This is a genomic window from Allobosea sp. 2KB_26 (genome assembly GCF_052115715.1).
GTDB lineage: Bacteria > Pseudomonadota > Alphaproteobacteria > Rhizobiales > Beijerinckiaceae > Allobosea.
Genome location: NZ_JBFRHE010000029.1, coordinates 20,771 through 43,014 on the forward strand (window position 1 = coordinate 20,771; position 22,244 = coordinate 43,014).

The 22,244-nt window shown below is 62.3% G+C and carries 23 protein-coding genes and 3 pseudogenes; 14 read left to right on the top strand and 12 right to left on the bottom strand.

Annotated elements, in window-relative coordinates; all coding sequences use genetic code 11:
* Nucleotides 1-72: 72 nt before the first annotated feature.
* On the bottom strand, nucleotides 73-375 hold the full coding sequence (locus AB4099_RS33375; RefSeq protein ID WP_441481261.1) for an aldehyde dehydrogenase family protein: 303 nt from the start codon (nucleotides 373-375) through the stop codon (nucleotides 73-75).
* Nucleotides 376-396: 21 nt separating this feature from the next.
* On the opposite strand from AB4099_RS33375, the gene AB4099_RS33380 reads away from it, so the two are divergent.
* From AB4099_RS33380 to AB4099_RS33395, 4 genes are all read left to right on the top strand, one after another.
* Complete coding sequence (locus AB4099_RS33380; RefSeq protein WP_441481262.1) at nucleotides 397-978, top strand: enolase C-terminal domain-like protein; 582 nt, start codon at nucleotides 397-399, stop codon at nucleotides 976-978.
* A 15-nt stretch (nucleotides 979-993) separates the two neighbouring features.
* Entirely contained in the window at nucleotides 994-1,461 is a 468-nt protein-coding gene (locus AB4099_RS33385) for a PH domain-containing protein (protein WP_441481241.1), read from the top strand.
* 400 nt (nucleotides 1,462-1,861) lie between these two features.
* On the top strand, nucleotides 1,862-2,260 hold the full coding sequence (locus AB4099_RS33390; RefSeq protein ID WP_441481242.1) for a helix-turn-helix domain-containing protein: 399 nt from the start codon (nucleotides 1,862-1,864) through the stop codon (nucleotides 2,258-2,260).
* Nucleotides 2,247-3,572, top strand: coding sequence for a type II toxin-antitoxin system HipA family toxin (locus AB4099_RS33395; RefSeq protein ID WP_441481263.1), 1,326 nt, complete (start codon nucleotides 2,247-2,249; stop codon nucleotides 3,570-3,572). Before AB4099_RS33390 ends, AB4099_RS33395 begins: the two co-directional genes overlap by 14 nt.
* A 252-nt stretch (nucleotides 3,573-3,824) precedes the next feature.
* Here the strand turns inward: AB4099_RS33395 and AB4099_RS33400 are convergent, their stop codons facing one another.
* Nucleotides 3,825-4,079, bottom strand: coding sequence for a hypothetical protein (locus AB4099_RS33400; protein ID WP_441481243.1), 255 nt, complete (start codon nucleotides 4,077-4,079; stop codon nucleotides 3,825-3,827).
* A gap of 644 nt (nucleotides 4,080-4,723) precedes the next feature.
* Here AB4099_RS33400 and AB4099_RS33405 point away from each other — a divergent pair.
* Nucleotides 4,724-4,960, top strand: coding sequence for a DUF7696 family protein (locus tag AB4099_RS33405; RefSeq protein ID WP_441481244.1), 237 nt, complete (start codon nucleotides 4,724-4,726; stop codon nucleotides 4,958-4,960).
* A gap of 62 nt (nucleotides 4,961-5,022) precedes the next feature.
* Here AB4099_RS33405 and AB4099_RS33410 read toward each other — a convergent pair whose 3' ends face one another.
* Both AB4099_RS33410 and AB4099_RS33415 read right to left on the bottom strand, forming a co-directional pair.
* Nucleotides 5,023-5,277, bottom strand: a complete 255-nt coding sequence (locus AB4099_RS33410; RefSeq protein WP_441481245.1) for a hypothetical protein — start codon at nucleotides 5,275-5,277, stop codon at nucleotides 5,023-5,025.
* 161 nt (nucleotides 5,278-5,438) lie between these two features.
* Nucleotides 5,439-5,648 carry a cold-shock protein gene (locus tag AB4099_RS33415; protein ID WP_441481246.1) on the bottom strand — a complete coding sequence of 70 codons (210 nt, stop codon included), beginning with the start codon at nucleotides 5,646-5,648 and terminating at the stop codon, nucleotides 5,439-5,441.
* Between the two features lie 655 nt (nucleotides 5,649-6,303).
* On the opposite strand from AB4099_RS33415, the gene xth reads away from it, so the two are divergent.
* Entirely contained in the window at nucleotides 6,304-7,065 is a 762-nt protein-coding gene (xth, locus tag AB4099_RS33420; protein ID WP_441481247.1) for an exodeoxyribonuclease III, read from the top strand.
* 295 nt (nucleotides 7,066-7,360) lie between these two features.
* Here xth and AB4099_RS33425 read toward each other — a convergent pair whose 3' ends face one another.
* The gene (locus AB4099_RS33425; RefSeq protein WP_441481248.1) at nucleotides 7,361-8,365 is read right to left on the bottom strand and encodes a LysR substrate-binding domain-containing protein; all 1,005 of its coding nucleotides are present in this window, start codon (nucleotides 8,363-8,365) and stop codon (nucleotides 7,361-7,363) included.
* 33 nt (nucleotides 8,366-8,398) lie between these two features.
* On the opposite strand from AB4099_RS33425, the gene AB4099_RS33430 reads away from it, so the two are divergent.
* The 5 genes from AB4099_RS33430 to AB4099_RS33450 all read left to right on the top strand — a co-directional run bounded on the left by AB4099_RS33430 (nucleotide 8,399) and on the right by AB4099_RS33450 (nucleotide 13,281).
* A complete protein-coding gene (locus AB4099_RS33430; protein WP_441481249.1) occupies nucleotides 8,399-9,493 on the top strand; it encodes an ABC transporter ATP-binding protein in 1,095 nt (364 codons plus the stop codon).
* The gene (locus AB4099_RS33435) at nucleotides 9,490-10,344 is read left to right on the top strand and encodes an ABC transporter permease (protein ID WP_441481250.1); all 855 of its coding nucleotides are present in this window, start codon (nucleotides 9,490-9,492) and stop codon (nucleotides 10,342-10,344) included. The genes AB4099_RS33430 and AB4099_RS33435 overlap by 4 nt, the downstream gene beginning before the upstream one ends.
* A 2-nt stretch (nucleotides 10,345-10,346) precedes the next feature.
* Nucleotides 10,347-11,150 (top strand): ABC transporter permease, encoded by an 804-nt coding sequence (locus AB4099_RS33440; protein ID WP_441481251.1) that lies wholly within the window; start codon nucleotides 10,347-10,349, stop codon nucleotides 11,148-11,150.
* A gap of 19 nt (nucleotides 11,151-11,169) precedes the next feature.
* The gene (locus AB4099_RS33445) at nucleotides 11,170-12,288 is read left to right on the top strand and encodes an ABC transporter substrate-binding protein (RefSeq protein ID WP_441481252.1); all 1,119 of its coding nucleotides are present in this window, start codon (nucleotides 11,170-11,172) and stop codon (nucleotides 12,286-12,288) included.
* Nucleotides 12,289-12,357: 69 nt separating this feature from the next.
* The gene (locus AB4099_RS33450) at nucleotides 12,358-13,281 is read left to right on the top strand and encodes an arginase family protein (RefSeq protein WP_441481253.1); all 924 of its coding nucleotides are present in this window, start codon (nucleotides 12,358-12,360) and stop codon (nucleotides 13,279-13,281) included.
* Nucleotides 13,282-14,005: 724 nt separating this feature from the next.
* Here the strand turns inward: AB4099_RS33450 and AB4099_RS33455 are convergent.
* The 5 genes and pseudogenes from AB4099_RS33455 to AB4099_RS33475 form a co-directional block, all read right to left on the bottom strand.
* A pseudogene (locus AB4099_RS33455) lies at nucleotides 14,006-14,650 on the bottom strand (IS91 family transposase); the annotation flags it as partial.
* A gap of 23 nt (nucleotides 14,651-14,673) precedes the next feature.
* Nucleotides 14,674-15,078, bottom strand: a pseudogene (locus AB4099_RS33460) (IS110 family transposase); the annotation flags it as partial.
* A 159-nt stretch (nucleotides 15,079-15,237) separates the two neighbouring features.
* The gene (locus tag AB4099_RS33465; protein ID WP_441481254.1) at nucleotides 15,238-15,606 is read right to left on the bottom strand and encodes a response regulator transcription factor; all 369 of its coding nucleotides are present in this window, start codon (nucleotides 15,604-15,606) and stop codon (nucleotides 15,238-15,240) included.
* Between the two features lie 105 nt (nucleotides 15,607-15,711).
* A complete protein-coding gene (locus AB4099_RS33470; protein ID WP_441481255.1) occupies nucleotides 15,712-16,317 on the bottom strand; it encodes a response regulator transcription factor in 606 nt (201 codons plus the stop codon).
* 8 nt (nucleotides 16,318-16,325) lie between these two features.
* On the bottom strand, nucleotides 16,326-18,623 hold the full coding sequence (locus tag AB4099_RS33475; RefSeq protein ID WP_441481256.1) for a sensor histidine kinase: 2,298 nt from the start codon (nucleotides 18,621-18,623) through the stop codon (nucleotides 16,326-16,328).
* 437 nt (nucleotides 18,624-19,060) lie between these two features.
* Between AB4099_RS33475 and AB4099_RS33480 the strand changes: the two genes are divergently transcribed.
* Both AB4099_RS33480 and AB4099_RS33485 read left to right on the top strand, forming a co-directional pair.
* Nucleotides 19,061-20,662 carry an arylsulfatase gene (locus AB4099_RS33480; RefSeq protein ID WP_441481264.1) on the top strand — a complete coding sequence of 534 codons (1,602 nt, stop codon included), beginning with the start codon at nucleotides 19,061-19,063 and terminating at the stop codon, nucleotides 20,660-20,662.
* Nucleotides 20,663-20,813: 151 nt separating this feature from the next.
* Nucleotides 20,814-21,035: a hypothetical protein gene (locus tag AB4099_RS33485; RefSeq protein ID WP_441481257.1), complete on the top strand. Its 222-nt coding sequence runs from the start codon at nucleotides 20,814-20,816 to the stop codon at nucleotides 21,033-21,035.
* Nucleotides 21,036-21,396: 361 nt separating this feature from the next.
* On the opposite strand, the gene AB4099_RS33490 is transcribed toward AB4099_RS33485, so the two are convergent.
* The gene (locus tag AB4099_RS33490; RefSeq protein WP_441481258.1) at nucleotides 21,397-21,612 is read right to left on the bottom strand and encodes a hypothetical protein; all 216 of its coding nucleotides are present in this window, start codon (nucleotides 21,610-21,612) and stop codon (nucleotides 21,397-21,399) included.
* Nucleotides 21,613-21,784: 172 nt separating this feature from the next.
* On the opposite strand from AB4099_RS33490, the gene AB4099_RS33495 reads away from it, so the two are divergent.
* The gene (locus AB4099_RS33495; RefSeq protein ID WP_441481259.1) at nucleotides 21,785-21,943 is read left to right on the top strand and encodes a hypothetical protein; all 159 of its coding nucleotides are present in this window, start codon (nucleotides 21,785-21,787) and stop codon (nucleotides 21,941-21,943) included.
* A 206-nt stretch (nucleotides 21,944-22,149) separates the two neighbouring features.
* Here the strand turns inward: AB4099_RS33495 and AB4099_RS33500 are convergent.
* Nucleotides 22,150-22,244: pseudogene (locus AB4099_RS33500) on the bottom strand (IS6 family transposase); the annotation flags it as partial.

The following is a 22,244-nucleotide window of genomic DNA, read 5'->3' on the forward strand; positions in this document are numbered from 1 at the left end:
TAGAAGAGAACAGCGGGCCTTACCTATCGAATCCCGTGCCGAATGCTCATCGATAAAGAGAGCGCAGTGTGCTCAGTTCGGGCGCATGACGGATTTGAGGTTCATGAACTCGTGAAGACCGTGAGCTCCGAGTTCTCGTCCGTGACCAGACGTCTTCACGCCGCCAAACGGCACCTCGGGCGAGGAGGCGAGCATCTGGTTGATCGCAGTCATGCCAGCCTCGACCTCGCGCACGAACCGCTCCTGTTCGCCGACATCATTCGTCCAGACCGACGAGCCCAGTCCATAGGGAATGGCATTCGCGATCCGGATCGCGTCGTCGATGTCCTCAGCCCTGAACAACATCGCAATGGGGCCGAAGATCTCCTCTCTCATGAGATCGCCCCCGCCTGGGGACTGGAGGGCAATGCCGCCGTGCGCAAGGCGGTCCGCACGCCCATCGCCACCAATATGTATCCCGCGAAATTTGACGATCTCGGCCCCGCCATCCGACTCGGCGCCGTCGATATCGTGCTGACCGACATCCACTACTGGGAGGGTCCGCGCGGGGTGAAGGACCTGTCGGCGGTCTGCCGCACCTTCGGGCTCGGCGTCGCGATGCATTCCGGGGCCGAGTTCGGCATCGAGCTCGCCGCGATGCTGCACACCGCCGCGACGATCCCCGAGATGAGCTTCGCCGGCGACGCCCATTACCACTACCTGACCGACGACATCACCGAGGGCGGGCTGATGAAGTACGAGGGCGGCGCCATCCGCGTGCCGACCGGGCCGGGCCTCGGCGTCGCGCTCGACGAGGACAAGATGCGCCACTACGGGGCGTTTTATGAGGAGAAGGGCGATGCGCTTGCGCGTTGCTTCGAGGATGACGCTGTCGCTCTTCAACGCGCGCGAGACCGTCATTGTCGAAAAATCTTCTGCACCTGCCACAACGGTCCCCACCGTGGTTGGAATATCGGGTGGCGTTGCCTATGCTGCTGAAGGAGACCCATTTTCATGAGCTACGTTCAGCGCGTCTTGCAGCCCAATGAACAGGTCCGGCACATCTCGTCCATTCATTGGATAGTGTACTCGCCCGGTATTACGGTTGCACTCCTAGCGGCGGTCGCTTTCTGGCTCAGCGCTACGCAGTTCATGCCAGGAGTCTGGCGGTATGCGGGATACGCCCTCGCACTCGTTGCGGCGGTCCTCTTGATTCAGCAATGGTTCCACTCGTGGGTCACCGAGATCGCAGTCACCAACCGACGGGTCATCTACAAGAAAGGCCTCATCCAGCGGGAGACCACCGAGATGAACATGGACAAGGTCGAAAGCGTCCAGATCGATCAATCAATCTTGGGGCGCATGCTCGACTATGGCAACGTGACGATCCATGGCACCGGCGAAGGCTTCAAGACGCTCCGCACCATCGCCAACCCAATCGAGCTTCGAAACAGCATCACGGGAAACGACGCACAGGGCTAACCAGTGACGAATATGGGAAGCACCGAACCGAGCTTGCTCAGGCGGCCGGCGTTTCCAAGCGGCGGGATCTTTCTACGGATGAGGACGCGGCCGGAGGATGAGGGGCAAGGTCTATCAGACGCGCGACGTGGAGCTTTTCGCGAGAGCCATTGAAGACCTCGCCGACATCATTAGCGGATGAGGACCGACTCCAGACGAGTTAGCCAACGCTCCGCTCTTGCCCGGATAGTAGCAGCGAGCACGCTGGCGCCATCGACCGATCTGCCCTCTTAATCACGGATCGAATGGCTTGTGAATCGCCTCGGTCCCCTACGCGCCAGCTTTCTGATATATTGCTGTATATCGCAAAAAATGGCGCTAATTGCGTTATTTCGCAATCTTCCATTGACTTCTAACCGACATGCGCTATATCGCAAAAGTCGAGGGAATTTGCGGAATGTCGCAACGCAGCCACGAGGCCCGTCGCCGGTTAGGTGACCAGATCGAACGGAATCGCGACCAACGTGGGTGGACCCTTCGCGAACTTTCGAAACGCGTCGGGCGCGACCCTGCTCGCCTGAGTGAAATCGAGAGCGGCAGGGCTAATCCATCCATTGACAACCTCCTCGACCTTGGAGAAGCCCTGGGGCTGGAAATCGTTTTCGTACCCCGTGAACGCTTAGCTGAGGCACTCGGCTTGGCAGGGGACCGGGCGTCCGCATTACCATCTGTCCCCACGACGCCGTCGAGCCTACTCGACGAGATTTTGATCGAGGGTGATGACGATCCCGAGAACGATGTTGGCCATGCCCCCCGCTGACACGCTGGAAGTCTATCTGCGCCCCGACACACGGCGAGAGCTAAAAATTGGCATAATCGTTCGAGATCGGAGCCAGCGCATAACATCGTTCTTCCCCGACGATGCATATCTCGCCATGGGACCGGTCCGCCCGCTCGTATCGTTGTCATGGACGGGGCAATCCGAGGAAGCCACGATGCAGCGGCTGACCAGGAGAGCGGACAAGATCGGCACGAATGGCTACCTGCCGCCCTTCTTCGACAATCTCCTGCCCGAAGGAGCGCTGCGGGAGCTCGTAGAGAAGGAACTCGGGCATGGCCGCACTGATCACTTCGACGTCCTTGCCCGCCTGGGAATGGACCTGCCCGGCGCTCTCACCGCGCGCCGCGCCACCCAAGGCGGTTTCGTAGACGCCGAATCTCCTGCAACAGACTCCCCTTGGCCTAGGGGCCCGTCCCTTCGCTTTTCGCTTGCCGGCGTTCAACTGAAATTTTCGATGAAGGCTCGAAACGACCGCCTGACGCTCCCGATGTTCGGTGAGGAGGTTGGGGACGTTATCCTCAAAGTACCACATAAGAAGTACCGCGACCTGCCGGAGATGGAGCATGCCGCGATGACAATGGTCGCCGCCACGGGGCGACGCGTGGCTCTGACTCGCCTCGTCCCGTCCTCCGCGGTGGAAGGCCTGCCAGAGGAATACCTGGAACACGGGTCGACCTGTCTTGCAGTGACCCGCTTCGATAGAGGGCCCAACGGCCTCCGCGTTCAGATGGAGGACTTTGCCCAGATTACCGGGGCTCTCGGAGATCAGAAGTATACGCGGGCAAACGAAGAAACAGTCCTCAACATCGTCCGTCGGTTCGCCACCGACAGTCGAGGGGAGCTCGTGGAAGCCATCGGCCGTTCCGTATGTAACATGCTGATCGGGAACGGCGACGCGCACCTTAAAAACTGGTCGTTCCTCTACCCCGAAGGCGGTGGAATCGCGCTCAGCCCCGCCTACGACGTCGTGCCCACCGTCGTCTTTGGCGACGCCGAACTCGCCTTGTCGTTCATGAGAACAAGTAACCCCGATTCGCTCACGCTCCGCCGTTTCGAGCGCGCGGCGGGCCTTCTTGAAGTCCCGTCGGGCGTGGTCATCCACGAAGTCAAAAGAACCGTAGAAAGCGCGTTCGCGACCTGGCCTGCGATCTTGAGGGACATGATGCCTTCTCGTGCTGCCGAAGCGATCGTCAACAGAATCAACCGGCTTCCCTTCGTGAAAGAGCTTTTGTCGGATATGAATTTCTCCGTCGCCCCGGCCGAGGATGCTACCGTGGGGGCGGGATCATAGGTTGGCTATCGCCTCGTCCCGCTCCTCATGGAGGTGCACCTCCACGCGGCGGATGGGGCAGCTGCGCGGCGGACTGCAGAGTGCGTGAAAATATGGACAGAGGTCCCAGCCGACGATGCGCGGCAGGGTCTCGAACTGGTGGACGGCGGAGGCGAGGACAGGGTCCATCCAGCGTCATTGGACCTTCGCCCCACGGATTGTCCCGGCGAGCTGCTTCTTCGAGAAGGCGACGATTGACGCCGTAGAAGAAGATCAGCAAGCCGCAGCGAAGATGTAGGAGCCGATCGACGACCAGAAATGCCAGCCGGCGAAGGCATCCGGATAGTCCACGTCAAGGCCAAGGAAATGCTGGGAAGAACAGCAGGTTGGCGCCGAAAAAATCCGCCAGAAGTGCCGCCTGCGGAGCGACCAGTCCTTGACCGTGCCCGACGCGCGATGAACAGCCACCGCTTGATCCATGTCGCGGAAAATGGAGGACACCACCCCGCCGACCTCCCGCTGGAGCAACCGACGGCGCTCGGCGGGAACCAATCAGCCGGGCGCAATCACCTTGGCTCCCAATTAGCGACATCGACGCTTAAGCTTTCAATGGCTGAACCAATTGTAGAGACACAAAGCGACGTAAGCGATGAGCATAAGCCACGCGATGACGACTAAACAATACTGAGGCAAATGAGCCCCCTCGAACGCGAGGTGAATATTCATTGAAGCGCGTCTGACCCCCGTTCGCCGTTTTGGTTTCAACAGCGTCAAGCGGCCGGTCATGCCGATCGATTGCTGTCATTGGGGCTCTTCTTTCCGCTCCGGGCAAACCCGTCAGGCTGCGGCGAGGCCCGAGGCCGTAGTGGTGGCCAGCACGCCAGAGAAACAAACTTGCCCCTCGGCTGTTCCGTCGACGAGGAACGAAAAAAGGGCCCGCCGCGTCCTCACACAGCAGGCCAGTTCACCCCTCTTGGGCTAATACAAGAACGCGCAGCGTCCTCTACGGGTTCCGGGCGCGAGCGAAATTGTTTCGTCGGCGCGGAACCGGCGATCGGCTCCATGAGTTGAGTCCAGGCAGGATGCGGTGCCTGCGTCGATGAACGCATTGCGATCGACCAGTCTGGGGGCAACCCTGGAGATGCACCGCGCCAGGCTCCTCACCTCGCGTCGTGTGGTCCCATCTCTTCGGTCGAGAGGTTCTCTCCGATTCCGGGGAGTGGCGGCAGGAATGCGAGGTCGAATATCTGCTCTCCCTCCCAGAGGCGAAGCGCGCCGAAATCCTCGACGGCGTCCCCGGCGCCGAGGACCGCAAAAGCCAAGGCATCAGGGGCATTCGCGGCGAGGGCGTGGTTGCTGCGCTCAAAGTTCAGATCGAGCGACTGCGGCTCATCAAAATGACGGGCTGAGTGTGGGCCCGCTGATCCGGCGGGAGCAGCGAGGCCCCAGGCCGTGCCCGCGCGCCGGCGTCTCAGGATTTCCTTCCTCTAATAAGCGCCTCCGACTCCAAAGAGGCCGCCAACTCTTCGTATTCCATAATCCGCTCGGCGCGTTCTGGCGCTTCCGACCGGGTCCAGAAATCGAGCCCGATCCACGCCAGCTCATAGGCCTCACAGATATCGAAAAAGATCTCATCAGACGTCTGTTCGAAGCCGTCACGCAAACCAGGCAGCCGCAGCATAAGACGTGTCAGTCCACGTTTCTGGATCGGCGTCATGGCATTCACGAGCGCGTTCCGAAGGGGCCATCCTCCCACCAAGGTATCGGATCCTCTATTGTACTTGAGGGCGATGCCAGGAGAGGGAAGGGATCCCCCTAGGAAAATCGCAGCGGGGCCGTAGGTCGTGTGGCCTTTGAGGGAACAGCACGCCGTCCAAGCAGCGGGCTTTATTCCGGCTTGAGGTTCTCGGCACAGGTTTTTCCCGAGCGTTGGTCGGGAACGAGCTCGTAGGCGATTTTTTGTCCGTCGCGCAGCTCTCGCAATCCCGCACGCTCCAAGGCGCTGATGTGAACAAACACATCGTGCCCGCCGTCGTCAGGTTGAATAAAACCAAATCCCTTGGTGGGATTGAACCACTTCACCGTTCCCGTCGCCATGGCTGTCCTCCGCAACCCTGAGCCCAAAAAAGGGCCCGCGGCGTACTCCCACAGCGGGCCCAGTCAGGGGTCATGGGTACTGTCGGCTGAACGCGCATGGAAACGGAGGGTTCCGCCAAAACGCAAAAAGGCTCGCCACCCTTTTCAGAGCAGCGGGCCGGTTTCAAGAGGAAGCACCAAGCCAAGCGGCCGGCTGACGCAGCCAGATACCTAAAAGGAACATAAGTACAAAATTTGTTTTTAATGGCTTTCCCAAGGACCAGTTCCTTAGCCTGGCGCAACTCAAATGAAACGGCCTCGGCTGCCCGATGTCGATTCGTGGGTTTAGATTATGATTGCGGGGATGCTTGCCCTGGCCGTGGCTCAGCCGCCCTCGGTGTTTCGGTCCGACACCGACCCTCATTTTGCATGGGGATGCCGACCATGTGGTCCCGGTATCAGACGCCGGGGCCATCGAGAGGCTGATCAAAAGTAACGGGGACATGTCCAAAGCCATATCTATCCAGGCGAAGGACACGGACTTTCTCTCGCGAGTTGGCCGGATGCGATATCGTGAGCACAGGCGTTCCTGCGCGGGAACCTCTGACGCTCGGCGGGAAAGGGCCGAAACCCCTGAGCTATGTGGAGAGATTCCCGGCTAGGAGGAGAGCCGTCATTGAAGATCGCGACCTACAATGTAAACGGCATCAACGGCCGCTTGTCGGTTCTTCTGCGGTGGCTGAAGCAGGACAACCCCGACGTAGTCTGTCTGCAGGAGCTGAAATGTTCCGACGATCGCTTTCGGGAGCGTGAGCTGCAGCAAGCCGGCTATGCGGCGGTTTGGCAGGGCCAGAAGAGTTGGAACGGTGTCGCCATCCTCGCAAAGCGCGGCCGCCCTCTCGGTGATCCCGATGACAGCCATAGCCGGTACATCGAGGCGGCGGTGAACGGGATGCTGATAGGGTGTCTCTATCTTCCCAATGGCAATCCCGCCCCTGGGCCCAAGTTCGAATACAAACTTCGCTGGTTTGATCGATTGCAAAGCTACGCCGAGGAGATACTATCACTCGACGTGCCGGTTGCGCTCGTTGGTGACTTCAATGTCATGCCGACGGCGCTGGATGTCTATGCGCCTGAGCGGTGGAAGGAGGACGCTCTCTTTCGCCCCGAGGTGAGGAAGGCATACGCCAAACTACTTGAACAGGGGTGGGTTGACGCCGTCAGGCACCTCCACCCCCACGAGCGCATCTACACGTTTTGGAAATACTGGCGCAACTCGTTTGAACGCGACGCGGGACCGCGGATCGACCACTTCCTGCTAAGCCCCGCTTTGGCTGCATCACTCAAGCGTGCGGAGATTCGGCGTTCGCCGCGAGGCTGGGAGCATACCAGTGACCACGCCCCGGTCCTGATAGAGCTTGAATACCCCCCGCCGTAGCTCGTCGAACTTGAAACAGATCGTTGCCAATTTCCCGCCGCCTTGCAGGAACCAAAGCCGTCACCATCTCGGTGTCCGCGCGGTGCCATCATCGCACCTGCCTGCTCTCCGGTTGGATGCGTTGCCGCGGATGTACCGGCCGCAACCGACAGGAGGGCAAAGCCAGTTTCCCGGCGATGGCCGGAGCCGTCTAGTCCTGACGATAGTCAGAGGCCCGCCGTTCACAGAACTGTGGGCTTAATTTTTGAAGCGCAGAGCGAATTCCGGGGACGGGGACGTCCTGTGCTCACTTGGATTAGGCTCCCGTGTAGGGAGAATTAGCCCGAACTAAGCGAGTGTTCTCTTCCCTGAATGCATCCACAAACTCACGCGCAATTCGTGAAAGTGAACGCACGCCCGGCTGGAACATCGCATAGCGATAATCGAGCCTCGGAAGGAACGGTTTCGCGATCAGTCCCACCTTCTGGAAATGCAGGCTGGTGACGACGTCGACGATGGTCACGCCGACGCCTTCCATGACCAGCGCGCAAGCGGTGCCGAAAAACTCGACATGAACGGCCATGCGCAGCCGCGCCGAATGCTCGGCGAAGGCGCGTTCGATCGCCTCGTGCAGGAAATGATCGGCATAAAGCGAGATGAAGGGGGCGTCGTCGAGATGGGCCGGCGTGATGACCGACTCGGCTGCGAGCGGATGATCGGCGGGCATCATGCAGACGCAGGGCACTTCGATCGTCTCGATGACGGAGGCCGGGCTCTCGATCGGATGCTCGGCGAAACCGATATCAAAGGCCTCGATGCGGCCGAGATCGCGCACGGTCGGCGATGAGCGCGTGATGAAGCGCACCGTGCCGTCCGGCCAGCGCCTCAGGAGCCGGGAGATGATCGGCGGCAGGGCATAGGTGGCGAGGCCGGGCTGGCTCGCCAGCGACAGCGTTCCCGAGCGTAGGCTCTTGAGATCCCGTGCGACCTGGCGGGTGCGTTCGAGCACCCCGAGAGCGCGACGCGCCTCCTCGTAGAACAGCGTCGCTTCGGGCGTGACCTGCAACCTGCCCTTTTTGCGCTCGAACAGGGAGACGCCGAGCTCGTCCTCAAGCCGAGTGATCAGGTTGCTGATCGCCGGCTGCGACTTTGCCAGCAGGGTCGCCGCGGCGCTCATCGAGCCAGTCTCGATGACAGCACGAAAGGCCTCGAGGTGCCGCGTATCCAAGCCCGTCTCCGCCATCGAGTTATAATCCAGATTTATATCTTTTAACTCATTTCGTTTTTGACGTAAGCCGGGAAAACGGGACCATGGAGCCAAGCCTAAACGGCAACGGGGAATGGGACCGCATCGGTGAAAGACTCGCTTGTCCTCGACAAGGTCGAGAAGCGCTATGGCGATTTCGTCGCGCTCGAACCGACCAATCTGACGATCAAGGCCGGCGAGTTCATCACGCTGCTCGGCCCTTCCGGGTCGGGCAAGACGACGATCTTGATGAGCATTGCCGGCTTCGTCGCACCCAGCAGCGGCCGCATGGTGCTCGACGGCCGCGACGTGACGGCGCTGCCGCCCGAGCGGCGCAATTTCGGCGTCGTCTTCCAGGGCTATGCGCTGTTCCCGCACCTCACCGTCTACGACAATGTCGCCTTTCCGCTGAGAGCACGCGGCATCACCGGCGAGGCGGCCCGGCCGAAGATCGTGGCCGCGCTGGAGACGGCGAAGCTGCAGGCCTTCGCACATCGCTATCCCCGCCAATTGTCGGGCGGGCAGCAGCAGCGCGTCGCGCTTGCCCGCTCGCTTGTCTTCGCGCCGGAACTGCTCCTGCTCGACGAGCCCCTGAGTGCGCTCGACAAGGCCTTGCGCAAGGAATTCCAGACCGAGTTCCGGTCGATCCATCGCGAGGTCGGCTCGACCTTCATCTATGTCACGCATGACCAGGAGGAGGCGCTGACGATGTCGGACCGCATCGTCATCCTCGACCGCGGCCGCATCCTCCAGATCGCCCCGCCAGCCGAGCTCTACGAGCGGCCGGCCACCGAGTTTGTGGCGGGCTTCCTCGGCAAGAGCAATTTCCTGCGCGGCAAGATCGCCTCGATCAGCGGTGGGCACGTCGAGATCCATATGCCCGGCTTCGCCGCGACGGCCGTAGTAAACGGCATCGCGGCGCGTGCCGGCGAAGCAGCGGTCGCTGCCCTCCGGCCTGAGAAAATCAGGCTTGCCGCGTCAGCGGCCAGCGCCGAGGCCGCGCCTTGCCAAGTCCGCGGTCGGGTCGGTGACATCACCTATCTCGGCGCGGCCGTCGAGGTCGAGGTCAAACTAACGAATGGCGAGACGCTGCTCGCGACGGTTCCGGCCGGGCAGCGCAGCTTCGCGGAGGGCGAGGAGATCGTCGCCTCATGGGCGCCGGATGCGGCGATCCTCGTGTGCGGCAGCGAGGCCTCGCCGTGAGCGCTTCCGCCGCCACCAGCACCGGCGGAAGCGAGCGGCTCTACTGGCTGATGTTGCTGGCGCCCTGCGTCTTCCTGGCGCTGTTCTACCTCGCGCCGGTGCTGAACGTGCTGGTGCTGAGCTTCACCGTGCCCAGGCCCGGCCTCGCCAACTATGCGGAACTCGTCAACAACGGCGCCGTGCAGCGCGTGCTCTGGACGACGCTTCGGATCGGGGCGATCACCACCGTGCTGGCGCTGGCCATCGGCTACATCGTCGCCTACGCCTTGCTGCAATGCGGGCCGCGCGAGCGCAAGATCCTGCTTGGCATCGTCGTGGCGAGCTTCTGGATCAGCGCCCTCATCCGCGCCTTCGCCTGGGTCGCGCTGCTGCAGTCGAAGGGGCTGGTCAATTCGATCCTGCTCTCGACCGGCCTGATCGAGAGCCCGCTCAGCCTCGTGCGCAACGAGCTCGGCGTGCTCATCGGCATGGTCCATTACATGCTGCCCTACGCGATCCTGCCGCTCTACACGAGCCTGCGCGGTATCGACGACCGGCTGGTGCCGGCGGCGCGCGCGCTCGGGGCGACGCCGGGGCAGGCCTTCCGCTGGGTCTTCCTGCCGCTCAGCCTGCCCGGCCTGATCGGCGCGGGCGTGATCGTGATGATCTTCTCGCTCGGCTTCTACATCACCCCGGCCATCCTCGGCGGCGGGCGCACGATCATGGTGGCCGAGTTCATTAGCGTACAGATTTCCGAGACGCTTCGCTGGGGGCTGGCGGCGATGCTGGCGACCGTGCTGCTCGGCGCCGTGCTCCTGCTCGTGATGTGGCTCAGCCGCTTCATGGACGTCGAACAGGCGCTGAGGAAGTAACCATGGCAGCGCTCAGCGTCCCCTCGAACTCAACCGGGCTTTCGCTCAACCGGATTGTCGCCTGGCTCGCGGCCTCGTTCCTGCTGCTGCCCATCCTCGTCGTCATCCCGATCTCGCTGACGCCGGAGCGCTATCTCTCGCTGCCGAGTACATCGATCTCATTTCGCCATTACGGCAGCCTCGCGACCGACGGCCGCTGGACGAAGAGTATCGTCGACAGCCTGATCGTCGGTATCGGCGCGACAGTGCTTGCGACCGTGCTCGGCGTCGCCTTCGCGGTCGGCGCCTGGCGGCTGGGAGCGCCGCTCGCCCGGCGCCTGCGCCTCCTGCTGCTGGCGCCGATCATCGTGCCGCCGATCGTGCATGCGGTCGCGTTCTACCGCGCCTGGGCCACGCTCGGACTGCTCGACACCTATCTCGGGCTGATCCTGATCCACGCGATGAAGGGGCTGCCCTTCGTCGTGCTTACCGTCGCCGGCACGCTGTCCAATGTCGATCCGCGGCTGGAACAGGCGGCACGCAGCCTCGGCGCCAATGCGCGGCAGGCGATGGGCTGGGTCGTGCTGCCGCAGATCCGCGCCGGCATCGTTGCAGGCGCCGCCTTTGCCTTCATCACTTCCTGGGACGAGACCATCGTCGCGCTCTTCGTCACCAGCCGCGCCGTGACGACCCTGCCGCGCCGGATCTGGGAGGGGCTGGCAGACAATATCGACCCGGCCATCGCTGCGCTCGGCACGGTGATGATCGTCCTGACCTTCGCCGCCGTCGCGATCTCGGCGCTGCGCAGCGCCTCCGCAAAAGCCTGACAACAGAGGGGAGACCAGCATGACCAGAGAGCATCAGGAATTCCGTGACGACTGCCTCGCGATCCTGCGCAGGCAGACCGAGGGCAAGCGCGTGCATCGCCGCCGCTTCCTGCAGGCGCTCGCCATGCTGGGAGCGATCCCGGTGGGCCTGCGCCTCACGCCGGCCCATGCCCAGACCGGCGAGATCGTCGTCGTTAACTGGGGCGGGGATGCCGTGCCGGCCTATGACGCTATCTGGGCCCAGCCCTTCAACGCCGCCAATCCCGGCGCGAAGGCGTTGATCAACGGCTCGGGGCCGAGCTCCGGCAAGATCAAGGCGATGGTCGAGAGCGGCGCCGTGACCTGGGACGTCTGCGACCGCACCGTGCCGGCCTCGATCGAGCTCGGACGCCAGAACCTCCTGGAAAAGGTCGATTGGTCGATCGTCGCGCAGGACAAGGTCCGCGCCGCGCATCGCTCGGACTGGGGCGTCGGCGCCTATCTCTATTCCTTCGTGCTGACCTACGACGCGAAGGCCCTGAAAGGACCGGTGCCGAAGAACTGGAAAGACTTCTGGAACGTCAAGGAATTCCCGGGCAAACGCACGCTGCGCAATAATATCGAGGGCATGCTGGAGGCGGCGCTGCTCGCCGACGGCGTCAGCCGCGACAAGATCTACCCAATCGATGTCGACCGGGCGCTCGCCAAGATCAAAGAGATCAAGCAGCACACGATCTTCTGGACCACCGGCGCGGAGAGCCAGCAGCTCTTCCGCAACCAGGAGGTCGTGATGGGCAATCTCTGGCACACGCGCTCGATGCTGCTCGCCAAGGAAGTTGGCGACCACATCAAGTTCACCTTCGAGGACGGCATCCTCTTTCCCGGCGCCTGGATCGTGCCGAAGGGGAACCCGGCCAAGGCCGGCGCCTGGAAGTTCATCGCCTCGGCGCAGGATCCCAAGAGCCAGGTCGAACTGTTCAAGCGCGTCGGCAACGGGCCGGTCAACCCGGCCGCCGCCGCGATGGTACCGGCCGAGATGAAGGCGCTCGACTGCGGATCGCCCGAGAATTTCGCGCGCCAGGTCGCCGTCGACAACGAGTGGTACGCGCAGCACTACGCCACGATCCTCGCCCGCTACATGGACGCGATCGCCTCCTGAGCCTCGACCCACGATGGGCGGCATCGCGCCGCCCGCCCCTGCCTTTCCGACCAAGACACAGGATTATCGATGACAACGGCGCCGTTTTCGCTGGCCCAGACCTTCATGGGCGTCCCACATCGCACCGAGATCGGCGACGCCAAGGCGGTAGTCCTCGGCCTGCCCTTCGATTGCGGGACGCATCCGCAGCGCGTCGGCTCGCGGCTCGGGCCGTCCTCTATACGCGAGCAGTCGCTGCTGTTGCGAGCCTTCGACTTCGTCAACGGCATCAACCCACTGGAGGCGCTCGGCGTTGTCGATGTCGGCGATGCGAAGGTCAGCCCCGGCGATCTCGAAGCCTCCTATGTCGCGATCGAGGCCGCGGTCGGCGCCATCGCCGAGACGCGGGCCGTGGCGGTGACGCTCGGCGGCGACGGAGCGATCGCGCTGCCGGAGATGCGGGCGCTGCACCGTGTCTATCCCGATCTCGTCACCGTCCATATCGACGCCCATACCGACGCTTACCCGATCGAGGGCTACAACACCGCAACCGCCTTCGGCCGCGCCGTCGAGGAAGGGCTCGTCGACCCGGCCCGCTCCTACCAGGTCGGAATGCGCGGCACGACGATGCTGCCCGGCGTCGGCGAATACGGGGGCAGCCTCGGCTACAACGTGATCCCGCTCGCCGAACTGCTGGAACGCGGCATCGCCAACGTCTTCGCCGAGATCCGCGCGCATATCGGCGACCGAGCGGTGTACCTCTCCTACGACATGGACTTCTTCGACCCCTCGGTCGCGCCGGGCGTCTGCACGCCGACCTGGGGCGGGGCGACCTCGCGCGAGGGGCTGGCGGTGCTGGAGGCCTGCGCCGGGCTCAATCTGGTGGGCGTCAACATCAACACGGTCAGCCCGCCGCATGATGTCGGAGGCATGTCGGCGCTGCTGGCGGCGCAAGTGACGCTGAATGCGCTCAACCTGATCGCGCGGCAGCACCAATCCAAAGCTGCCAGTTAAGAAACGAGGTTTCTGGCCGGCGAACGACGGATGGCCGGCCAGAAAACGGGAGCGAACTTTGGTGGCTTCCCCTTAAATCATAGAACTCGCACTGTACGGGCTACCCCTATTCCCCTTCGATACTCCTCCCGATGCCGCCGCTCCGGCTTTTCAATGCCCCGGCCATGGGAATGGGCCTTTCACCATTTCCCGGGACCGATCGGGACGAGATGAATTGAAGACGTCGATCGTGGGTTTCGAGATGTCCGGAGGTGCATGAACCGCCGCCCCATCGCGGCGCTGCCTCATTCAGCTCGTAGCGATCCCCATCATTGGCTCCGCGTCTCAACACGGAACCCCATGAATCAGACATCTCGACAGTTGTGAATCTGGAGGGTTCTGTGAGGTCGCGCGGCACTGATCGTGGAGCGAGGCGCGGCGCGCGACCTCATTGAAGCCGGATTGAACGAAGCCGCCGGCGCGAGGGCCTATGGGTTTTGTGCCTTGGGGCCGCTGCTCAAGGGGTCTCCGACAGGACCGATCGCAGTCCTGATGGGAGCGGGCTGACGGACGCTGCCGGCGGCAGAGCAGTGCGCGGCCGGGAGCCATGGGGGCGCGGGCGCGACGGGAGCGTCGATGATCCGCCTGATGGCTGTGGGACAGAGCCGGGCGCAGGGCATTGCTCGCCGCGACGCAGTGGCGTGCAGGGCAACAGGATCGGGACTGCGATGCCGATGGCCTCTGGTCATGACGTATCCGGGCAAGGCCGGCAGCGCGGGAGGGTCGCGATGACGCGCATGGCGCCGCCGCAGCACGGGCAAAGCGCCGGATCGAAGGCCGGGCGCGATGGACGGGCGGCCCCCTGGATGCTGGCGTCATGGTCGCTGGTGCGCCTGCTGGCGGTTGCGGCGATGGCCTGGCGGATGAAGACAAGCCTGGAGCGCCTGTGGCCGTTGGCGAGGAAGCCGAAGTGGCGGATGCGGTGGAAGCCGTCGGGCAGTGCGTGCAGCAGGAAGCGGCGGATGAACTCGGCGGGATCGAGCCTCATGGTCCGGGCGGCGTTGCCATGGCGATAGTCGCGCCAGCGGAAGGCGACGCCGTCATCATCTGCGGCGACCAGGCGGTTGTTGGCGATGGCGACACGATGAGTGTACCGCCCAAGGTAGGCCAGCACATGCTCCGGCGAGCCGAAGGGCGGCTTGGCGTAGACGATCCAGTTGACCCTGCGCTGCCCGGCCAGCGCGCTGGCGAACGCCTTGGACCCATTGAGCGCGGCCAGGTCGCCGAAGAAGGCGAGCTCGCCTGCCTCATGCGCCTGGGCAAGCCGTTCGAGGAAGCGGCGACGGAACAGACGCGAGAGAACATGGATGGGCAGGTGCCGCGCAGGTCGAACTCGATGTCGAGCATCTTGCGCTGCAGGAGCTTCCGGCTGGTCAGCAGCATCCGCCTCTCCTGGCTCGCCAGCGTCTTGACGAGTACAGGTTTGAACAGGCCGACGCGCATCATCTGCGCGATGCCACGTGCGTCGTGACGGTCCGACTTGTCGACCTGTTGCGCCTTTAGAAGCGAGTTCATGTGCCGCGTCTCGACGCAGAGCCCCGGCAGGCCTGCTTCCGCCAAGCCGTTCACCAGCCACTGCGAGAGCGGACCGGGCTCAATCCCGATCCGGCCATAGCCGCCACTGATGGACGTGAGCAGCCCGACGAGATCGTCCGGCTCGGTCGCAACCTTCCGCTCGAACACAACCTTGCCGGCTTCGTCGACGACGCACACCGCCGTCTCCTGCACCGACACGTCCAGACCTACGAAATGCGCCATCGCCGTCGCTCATTCGCTCGCTGCCGAGGTCAGGTCTGCGCACTCCAAGATCGCGCGCAGCCACCGCGATACGTCATCTTTCCGGCAATCTGTCGTGATTCCGCACCCGAGGCGGATTGACGGCTAGGTTCAGCTTTCGGCTATGCTCAACAAGACGAGCTACGATGGCTCCTGATCGGGGTCTTTTTCCGTTCCAATCGCTGCGTCAATAGCGGCGATCAGTGCCGTATTTCGCAAGGGCTTCGAAAGAATGGCGATGACGCCTGCGGCTTCAGGGCGCTCGCGCACCCTGAGATCGCTCTGAGCGGTGATCACAATCGTCGGGATGTGGATACCGGCGGTCGTCAAATGATGGATGAGCTCGAGGCCGGTCATCCCAGGCATTTGTACGTCGACGATCAGGCAGGCGGGTGTCCCATTGGGTAAGGCCGCCAGAAATTCCCGCGCTGACCTGTAGGCCTTGGTTTGAAACGCGTGCACGCGCAATGTCCGGCTCAGGGACTTCACGACGGACGGATCATCGTCCACGATTGCGATCCAAGGGAATCCTTCCGCCATGACGCACAAGGTGTGTCGGCGGTTAACGGTTGTCGACCTGACCGTTGGGCCAGTACCAGGCATGGCCCATGGCGCCTATTTCGACAGGCCAGCCTTCTCAGCCAGGCGCACGAGATCGGCGACCATGCGGACACCGAGCTTCTTCATGATCGAGCCACGGTGAAACTTGATCGTTTTTTCGACCGTCCCAAGATCGTAGGCTATCTGCTTGTTGAGCCTTCCGGCCACGACATGAGTGAGCACCTCCCGCTCGCGGGGGGTCAAAGTCGCGATTCTGCCTTCGATCGAGGTCAGCTCGGCTTGAGTCTGCCGAGATTGGGCGTCCGCCTCCTCCGCTCGCTCTATCGCCGCTAGCAAGTCCGGAACGCTGACCGGCTTGGTCAGGAAATCGATGGCCCCGGCCTTCATGGCGCGCACGGTCGTCGGGATGTCGCCCTTGCCGGTCAGAAAGATGACCGGCCGGCGGGCCCCTCTCGCCCCCAGCGCGTGTTGCAGTTCGAGGCCGTCGAGACCCGGCATCGACATGTCGAATATGGCGCAGCCAGGGACCGTCGCATCGTGACGGTCCAGGAATTCCTGCGGCGACGTATAGCACTCGGCATCGTAGCCTTTCACCCGCATGAGCCGCGACAAAGACTTGATGACCCGGGCATCGTCATCGACGAGGAAGACCGTAAACATTGCGCCGGTCACTTGGCTGCGATCTGTGTTGGCTGCGGCGGCATGGATAGCCTCGCGACCGCACCGCCTGAATCATCATTCGAGAGCTCGATGTGACCGTCATGCGCCTCGAGGATCGTCGCGCAGATTGCCAATCCAAGGCCCAGGCCTTGGGGCTTGGTCGTGTAGAATGGCTCGAAGACGCGGCGCTCTTCCGCAGGCTGGATGCCGGGACCACTATCTTTCACGCGCACCTCGATGACACCGGCCCCCGTCATGAGCGTCGACACCGTGAGGAGCCTTTGAGCCGTTGGCGTTGAGGCCATCGCGTCCATTGCGTTCACCACAAGGTTGAGCAGGACCTGTTGCAACTGGACAGGGTCGCCGATCGTCGGGGATAAAGCGCTTGCCAAATCAAGTCTGACGCTGATCCTGCGCCCGATCAATTCATTGTTGAGCAATGCGAACGTCGAAGTGACCAGCTCATTGACGTCGACCGAAACCCGCGTCGTCTCGCCCTTCTTGAGCAGGTTGCGCAGGCGTTGGATCACCTCGCTGGCACGGCGGTTGTCGTCGACGATGTCCTGAAAGACATCGCGGATTTCTGCGAGGTCCGGTGAGTCCATCGCAAGCAGGTCCAACCCGGTTTCCGCATTCGACTGGATGGCCGTCAGCGGCTGATTGATCTCGTGCGCGATCGCACCTGACAGTTCGCCGAGCACGGAGACCCGCATGAGATGCGCAACCTCCTGGCGCTGCAAGGCAGCCTCCATTTCCGCCGTCTTGTTTTCGGTGATGTCGATGAAAATTCCGCTCAACTGCTTTGGAGTGCCTTGGTCGTCAGGGTGCGACCGAGCCCGAATGCGGATCCAGCGCTGCACTCCCTCCCGCACAACGCGAACGTCCGTCACCGCTGATTGATCATCGCTTGACGCCTTGCTGAGCGAGGCGATGGCCGTCTCGCGATCCTCAGGATGGACTGCTGTCTGGAACGCATCGCGGGTGAGCGGAACGTCATTGCCGAGACCGAACAGGGCCCGGGAGTGCTGGGTCGCCCATAATTCGTTGGTTTCGCGATCGAACTGCCAGAGCCCCAGATTCACGGACGCGGCCGTAAAGGTCATGCGCTCTTCGCTCTCCTTGAGCAGGACTTCGGCACGCTGCCTCCTGCGTCTCTGGATCAGCAACGCGCCGGCAACGGCCATCTGCAAGGCAGAGATGAAAATCGCGGCAAGCACGAGATTGCGGTGCTGATTCCAGATCGTCGGATTCTCGAACAAGACGACGGTGTCGGCCGGAAGATCGCGCTCGCGCAGATTCCAACGCTCCATTGCCCTGAAATCGACCCGGTACGCTTGTCCAGGGTTGGTTCCAGGCTGAAGCGCGGCCGGATCCTTCCCGGCCAGGATTTCAAGCGTGAGGTCGGCTGCGGCTACGCCGACCGATTCGAATGTCTCGATGAAGCCGCCGACGGTGCCGTTGCCGAGATAGGTGTCGTAGGGGGAATAGACCGGAGCGGGAGAAAGCGCGGCCAGCGCGGTGGCCACTTCCACGGGAACGAAGGCCTTGCCCGTGCTATCGGCGAAGACCGTCAGGACGATGACGATCGCATCGCGAGGCACTCGTGCCAATTCAGCGACGAGCGCCTCGTAGGAAAGCTCGAACAGGTAGGTCGCCTCGAATTTCTTGCCCCGACCTTCCATCGTTCTCCGCGCCGCAGCCTGCCACCGGCGGTCAACGAGGCCACTGCCTGCAATCATCACGACCCGGCGCGTGTCGGGCTGAAGCGCCTCCGCCAGTGCAAGGGTCTTATCGAGATTAAATGCGGTCACGATCCCCGTGACGTCGCTTGGCGCGCGTGAAGCCGCATATGTCGCCGGCGAGATCCCCGTAAAGACGACCGGGACTGCGGGCGCGATAGCGTTGCGATGCTTGACGATGAACGGCAGGGCCAAGCTGCCCAGTGTCATCACCATGTCAGGCGGTGTGTGGGCGTATTTTTCACGAAGGAAGGAGACCACGCGATCCTCGTGGCCAGGGTCTGAAGAACGCGCGAGGTCGAGAAACTCCCCATCGATTTCGAGTTTGTGCGGCGAGCGTTCGAGCAGTCGTTTCCGCGCGGCATCCCCGACAATCGTCGTGGAAGGAAACGTGTAGTTGAACGCGTGCAGCATGAGGATGCGTCGTGGCCTGTCCTCCGCGCGAGCGCTTAACGCAAGGGACAGATTAAAAACAAGGGACACGTTAAAGAGCAGAATGACCATGGAGGCGCCCGCCTTGAAGCCGCGGGCTGCGACAAAAGCAAAACAATAACGGGAGAATTCCATGTCTCCAGACCACCGCCTGCTGATAGCTGAGTGACCTACGCGTGTTTTATGACTGTCATAAAACCGTAGGTTACGGCAACTGCCGATGCCTTCAAGATTTAAGCATCAAAGGTTGACCCGAATGGCAGTGGAAATGCAGGGATTCCAACGCTTTCGAGGACGGTATTCTGTTGTGATAGTCGGGACGGTTAGCAGAAAGTGAGAAATTCACTTCGCAGAAGGTGAGGTCCAGGGCCCCCATGCGAGCACGTAGATACTGGGCCATGGTCCAGTAGATCGGCCCTGATTTCCCCGGTAGACCCTGTTCGATCGCCACCGCGTACATTCTTCGAGAGCGTCGCCGACCGACGAACGCGCTTCCGCGAGGCGTGCGCCCGGGCGGCGACGCCCGCAATAGGAGGCCTGGCATGAAGATTTGGCGACGCAATTGGCTCGGTATGTGTGCAGGAATTGCCCTGACAACGGGGATGAGCCTGCCGGCGACCGCGCAGCAGCCTCAACCGCAACCGCAGCAACGACCAAACATCGTCGTCATCATGGGCGACGACATCGGCATCTGGAACATCGGCGCCTATCACCGCGGCATGATGGCGGGACGGACGCCGAACCTCGACAAGCTCGCCGCCGAGGGCATGCTGTTCACCGATTACTACGCCGAGGCGAGCTGCACGGCCGGGCGTGCCAATTTCATTACAGGCGAACTGCCGATCCGCACCGGCATGACCACCGTTGGCCAGGCCGGCGCCCCGACCGGGCTGCCCGCAGAGGCCGTTACGATTGCCACCGCGCTCCAGGGGATGGGCTACGCGACCGGCCAGTTCGGCAAGAACCATCTTGGCGACAAGAACGAGTTCCTGCCGACGGTCCACGGGTTCGACGAGTTCTTCGGCTACCTCTATCACCTCGACGCGATGGAAGACCCCTGCCATCCGAACTACCCGCAGAACCTCAGGTCGCAGGTCGGCCCGCGCAACATGGTCCACTCCTTCGCGAGCACCACCGACGACCCAACCGTCGATCCACGCTGGGGCAAGGTCGGAAAGCAGACGATCGCGGACGCGGGAGAGCTGTGCCCGAAGCGCATGGAAACCGTGGATGACGAAATCCGCGACCTTTCCTTCAAGTTCCTCGACAAGGCCAAGGCGGACAACAAGCCGTTCTTCCTTTGGCTCAACCCCACCCGTATGCACATCGTCACGCATCTCTCGCCGAAATACGAGGCGATGCGGAACTCGACGAATGGCTGGTCCATCCACGAGGCCGGCATGGCTCAGCTCGATGACGATGTCGGTTTGCTGATGAAGAAGCTCAAGGATATGGGCGTGGATGACAACACCATCGTGGTGTTCACCACCGACAATGGCACCGAGGTCTTCACCTGGCCGGACGGCGGCCAGACCCCGTTCACTCAGAGCAAGGGGACCGTCATGGAAGGCGGGTTCCGCGCGCCGGCGATGATCCGCTGGCCGGGCAAAGTGCCGGCGGGCAAGGTCGAGAGCGGTATCATCTCAGGGCTCGACTGGTTCCCCACATTCCTGGCCGCAGCCGGAAACCCCAACATCACCGAAGAACTGAAGAAGGGTAAGCAGATCGGCGACCGGACCTACAAGGTCTATCTGGACGGCTATGACCAGATGGACATGATCACCGGCAAAGGCCCGTCAAACCGCAACGAAATCTATTACTTTGGAGAAAGCGAACTCGGCGCCGTGCGTATTGGGGACTACAAGTACCGCTTCATCGACCAGCCCGGCGGCTGGCTCGGCGACAAGACCAAGGTTGACGTACCTTATTTGACCAACCTTCGCCTCGATCCGTTCGAGCGCACGGGCTGGCCCGAGAATGGGACCAAGTCCGGCTCGCAGGAGTACTTCCAGTGGTTCAAGTACGAATTCTGGCGCTTCGTCTTCGTTCAGCAGCAGGTCGAGAAGCTGGCGATGACGGCGGTTGAGTTCCCGCCGATGCAAAGGGGTGCGAGCTTCAATCTTGACGCCGTGAAGGCGAAGATCGAGGCCGCGCGAGCGGCGATGGCGAAGTAACTCACAGCATGACTTGATGATGACAATGGCGGGCGGCCTTGCATGGGCCGCCCGCCACTCAGGATCCAAATCCCCAAGCTCATCAAAGCCTTTCCCAAGAACGTCCTGCATCAATCGGCACGCTGCAAGGCTGCATCCATCGGAGGCTGCAATGAATACGTACGTCTTAGCCGCAGTTGTGTTTTCGGTCGGCCTCGCCCTTGCGGGCTGCCAGACGTCGCAATCAAGGCAGGCGGAACTTGCCACGATTTGCGCCGATCCCAACAACAGAGCGCCGAAGTCCGGCTACTGGTCGGAATGCCAGGCGCTTTATCCGTCATCGGATCAGGCTTTGCAGAAGGACTATCTGCTTGGCGCGGCCGTCGGCAACTGAGGCCATGCCGGAATTTTCCCCGCCGCCCGTGTTACCCGTGCGGGTTCGGGAGATAGGCCCATCATCCCAGTCTCGATCCATGAAAGATGGGCTGCGATCTCTGCCTCGAATGCCGACAAGCTCCGCACGAGCGCGACGACGCCGGGCAGATAGCTGTCGTATTCATCGTCGGGCAATTCCGCGCCGACTCCTATCGGGTCCCATACGTGGCGTAGGACGCGCCTCACATGCTCAGAAAAAGCATCGTCGCGCGTTGACGTCGTCTGATCACTCATTGCCCGGTCTTCCGACTTTTGATGCCAATGTCCGCAAAGGGGGGCTGACGTATTGCCACTGTTCGATCTAGCGTAGCCGACCAAGACTACTTCCACGCCCTGATCAAATACGTATCGACTAGGATTGGGGATTTTTCGACAAAAGACTGACATGCCTTGTGTAAACTGAAGATTTTATTTGGCTCATGGGCCGGGTCTTCGCCATCCATCTTCAGATCCGTGTCCACCATGAGCACACGCTTCTCTCCATCGAGGTTCATGACAACGACGCTCATCACCTTGGCGTTAGGATGATCAACCATAGCGCTGTCCCGAAGATCGATACGCTCGGAAACGTTGCAGGTTGTGGGTCGGCCTGCAATGGCTGAAGGCTCGATAAAATCAGCGCCGGTTGGAGCGCTCCCAGATCTGCAGCGGGTCGATTTTACCCCTTCGACCAGGGCCTGGAAGCTGACGTCCGATCAGGGGCAACACATGCCGAAAGCGACCCCCGCCTATGGATATGGCTACCCCGCCTATTATGGGCCACGGGCCTATTACCGCCCGCGTCATTACTATGCGCGGCCAGCTTATTATGCCCCCCGTTATTACGGCTGGGATCGGGGCTATTACCGCCAGCGCTACAACTGGTAAGGCCTCTCCCGCTAGGGAAACACTGATAGGTTCGCCTTCGAGAGAAAGAGGTACATCCCACAGAGGCGGCGATAGGTCCGCCTCCCAGCTGGATCGTCTCTCTCCCGACAAGTCAGCGTCGTAAAAAACCCCGTAGGGCCAGCTTCTAAGGCCGCGTTGTCACGTTAATCGCGGACGACCGAAGCGAACTCAACCGGGTGACGGGCTCACGCTGCGAGGCCGGCCACGGCTTTCCAGTGCGCCATGGCGCGCAGACGATGCAGATGGGTGGCGAGGGCGGAGCGACGGGACCGGGACGGGA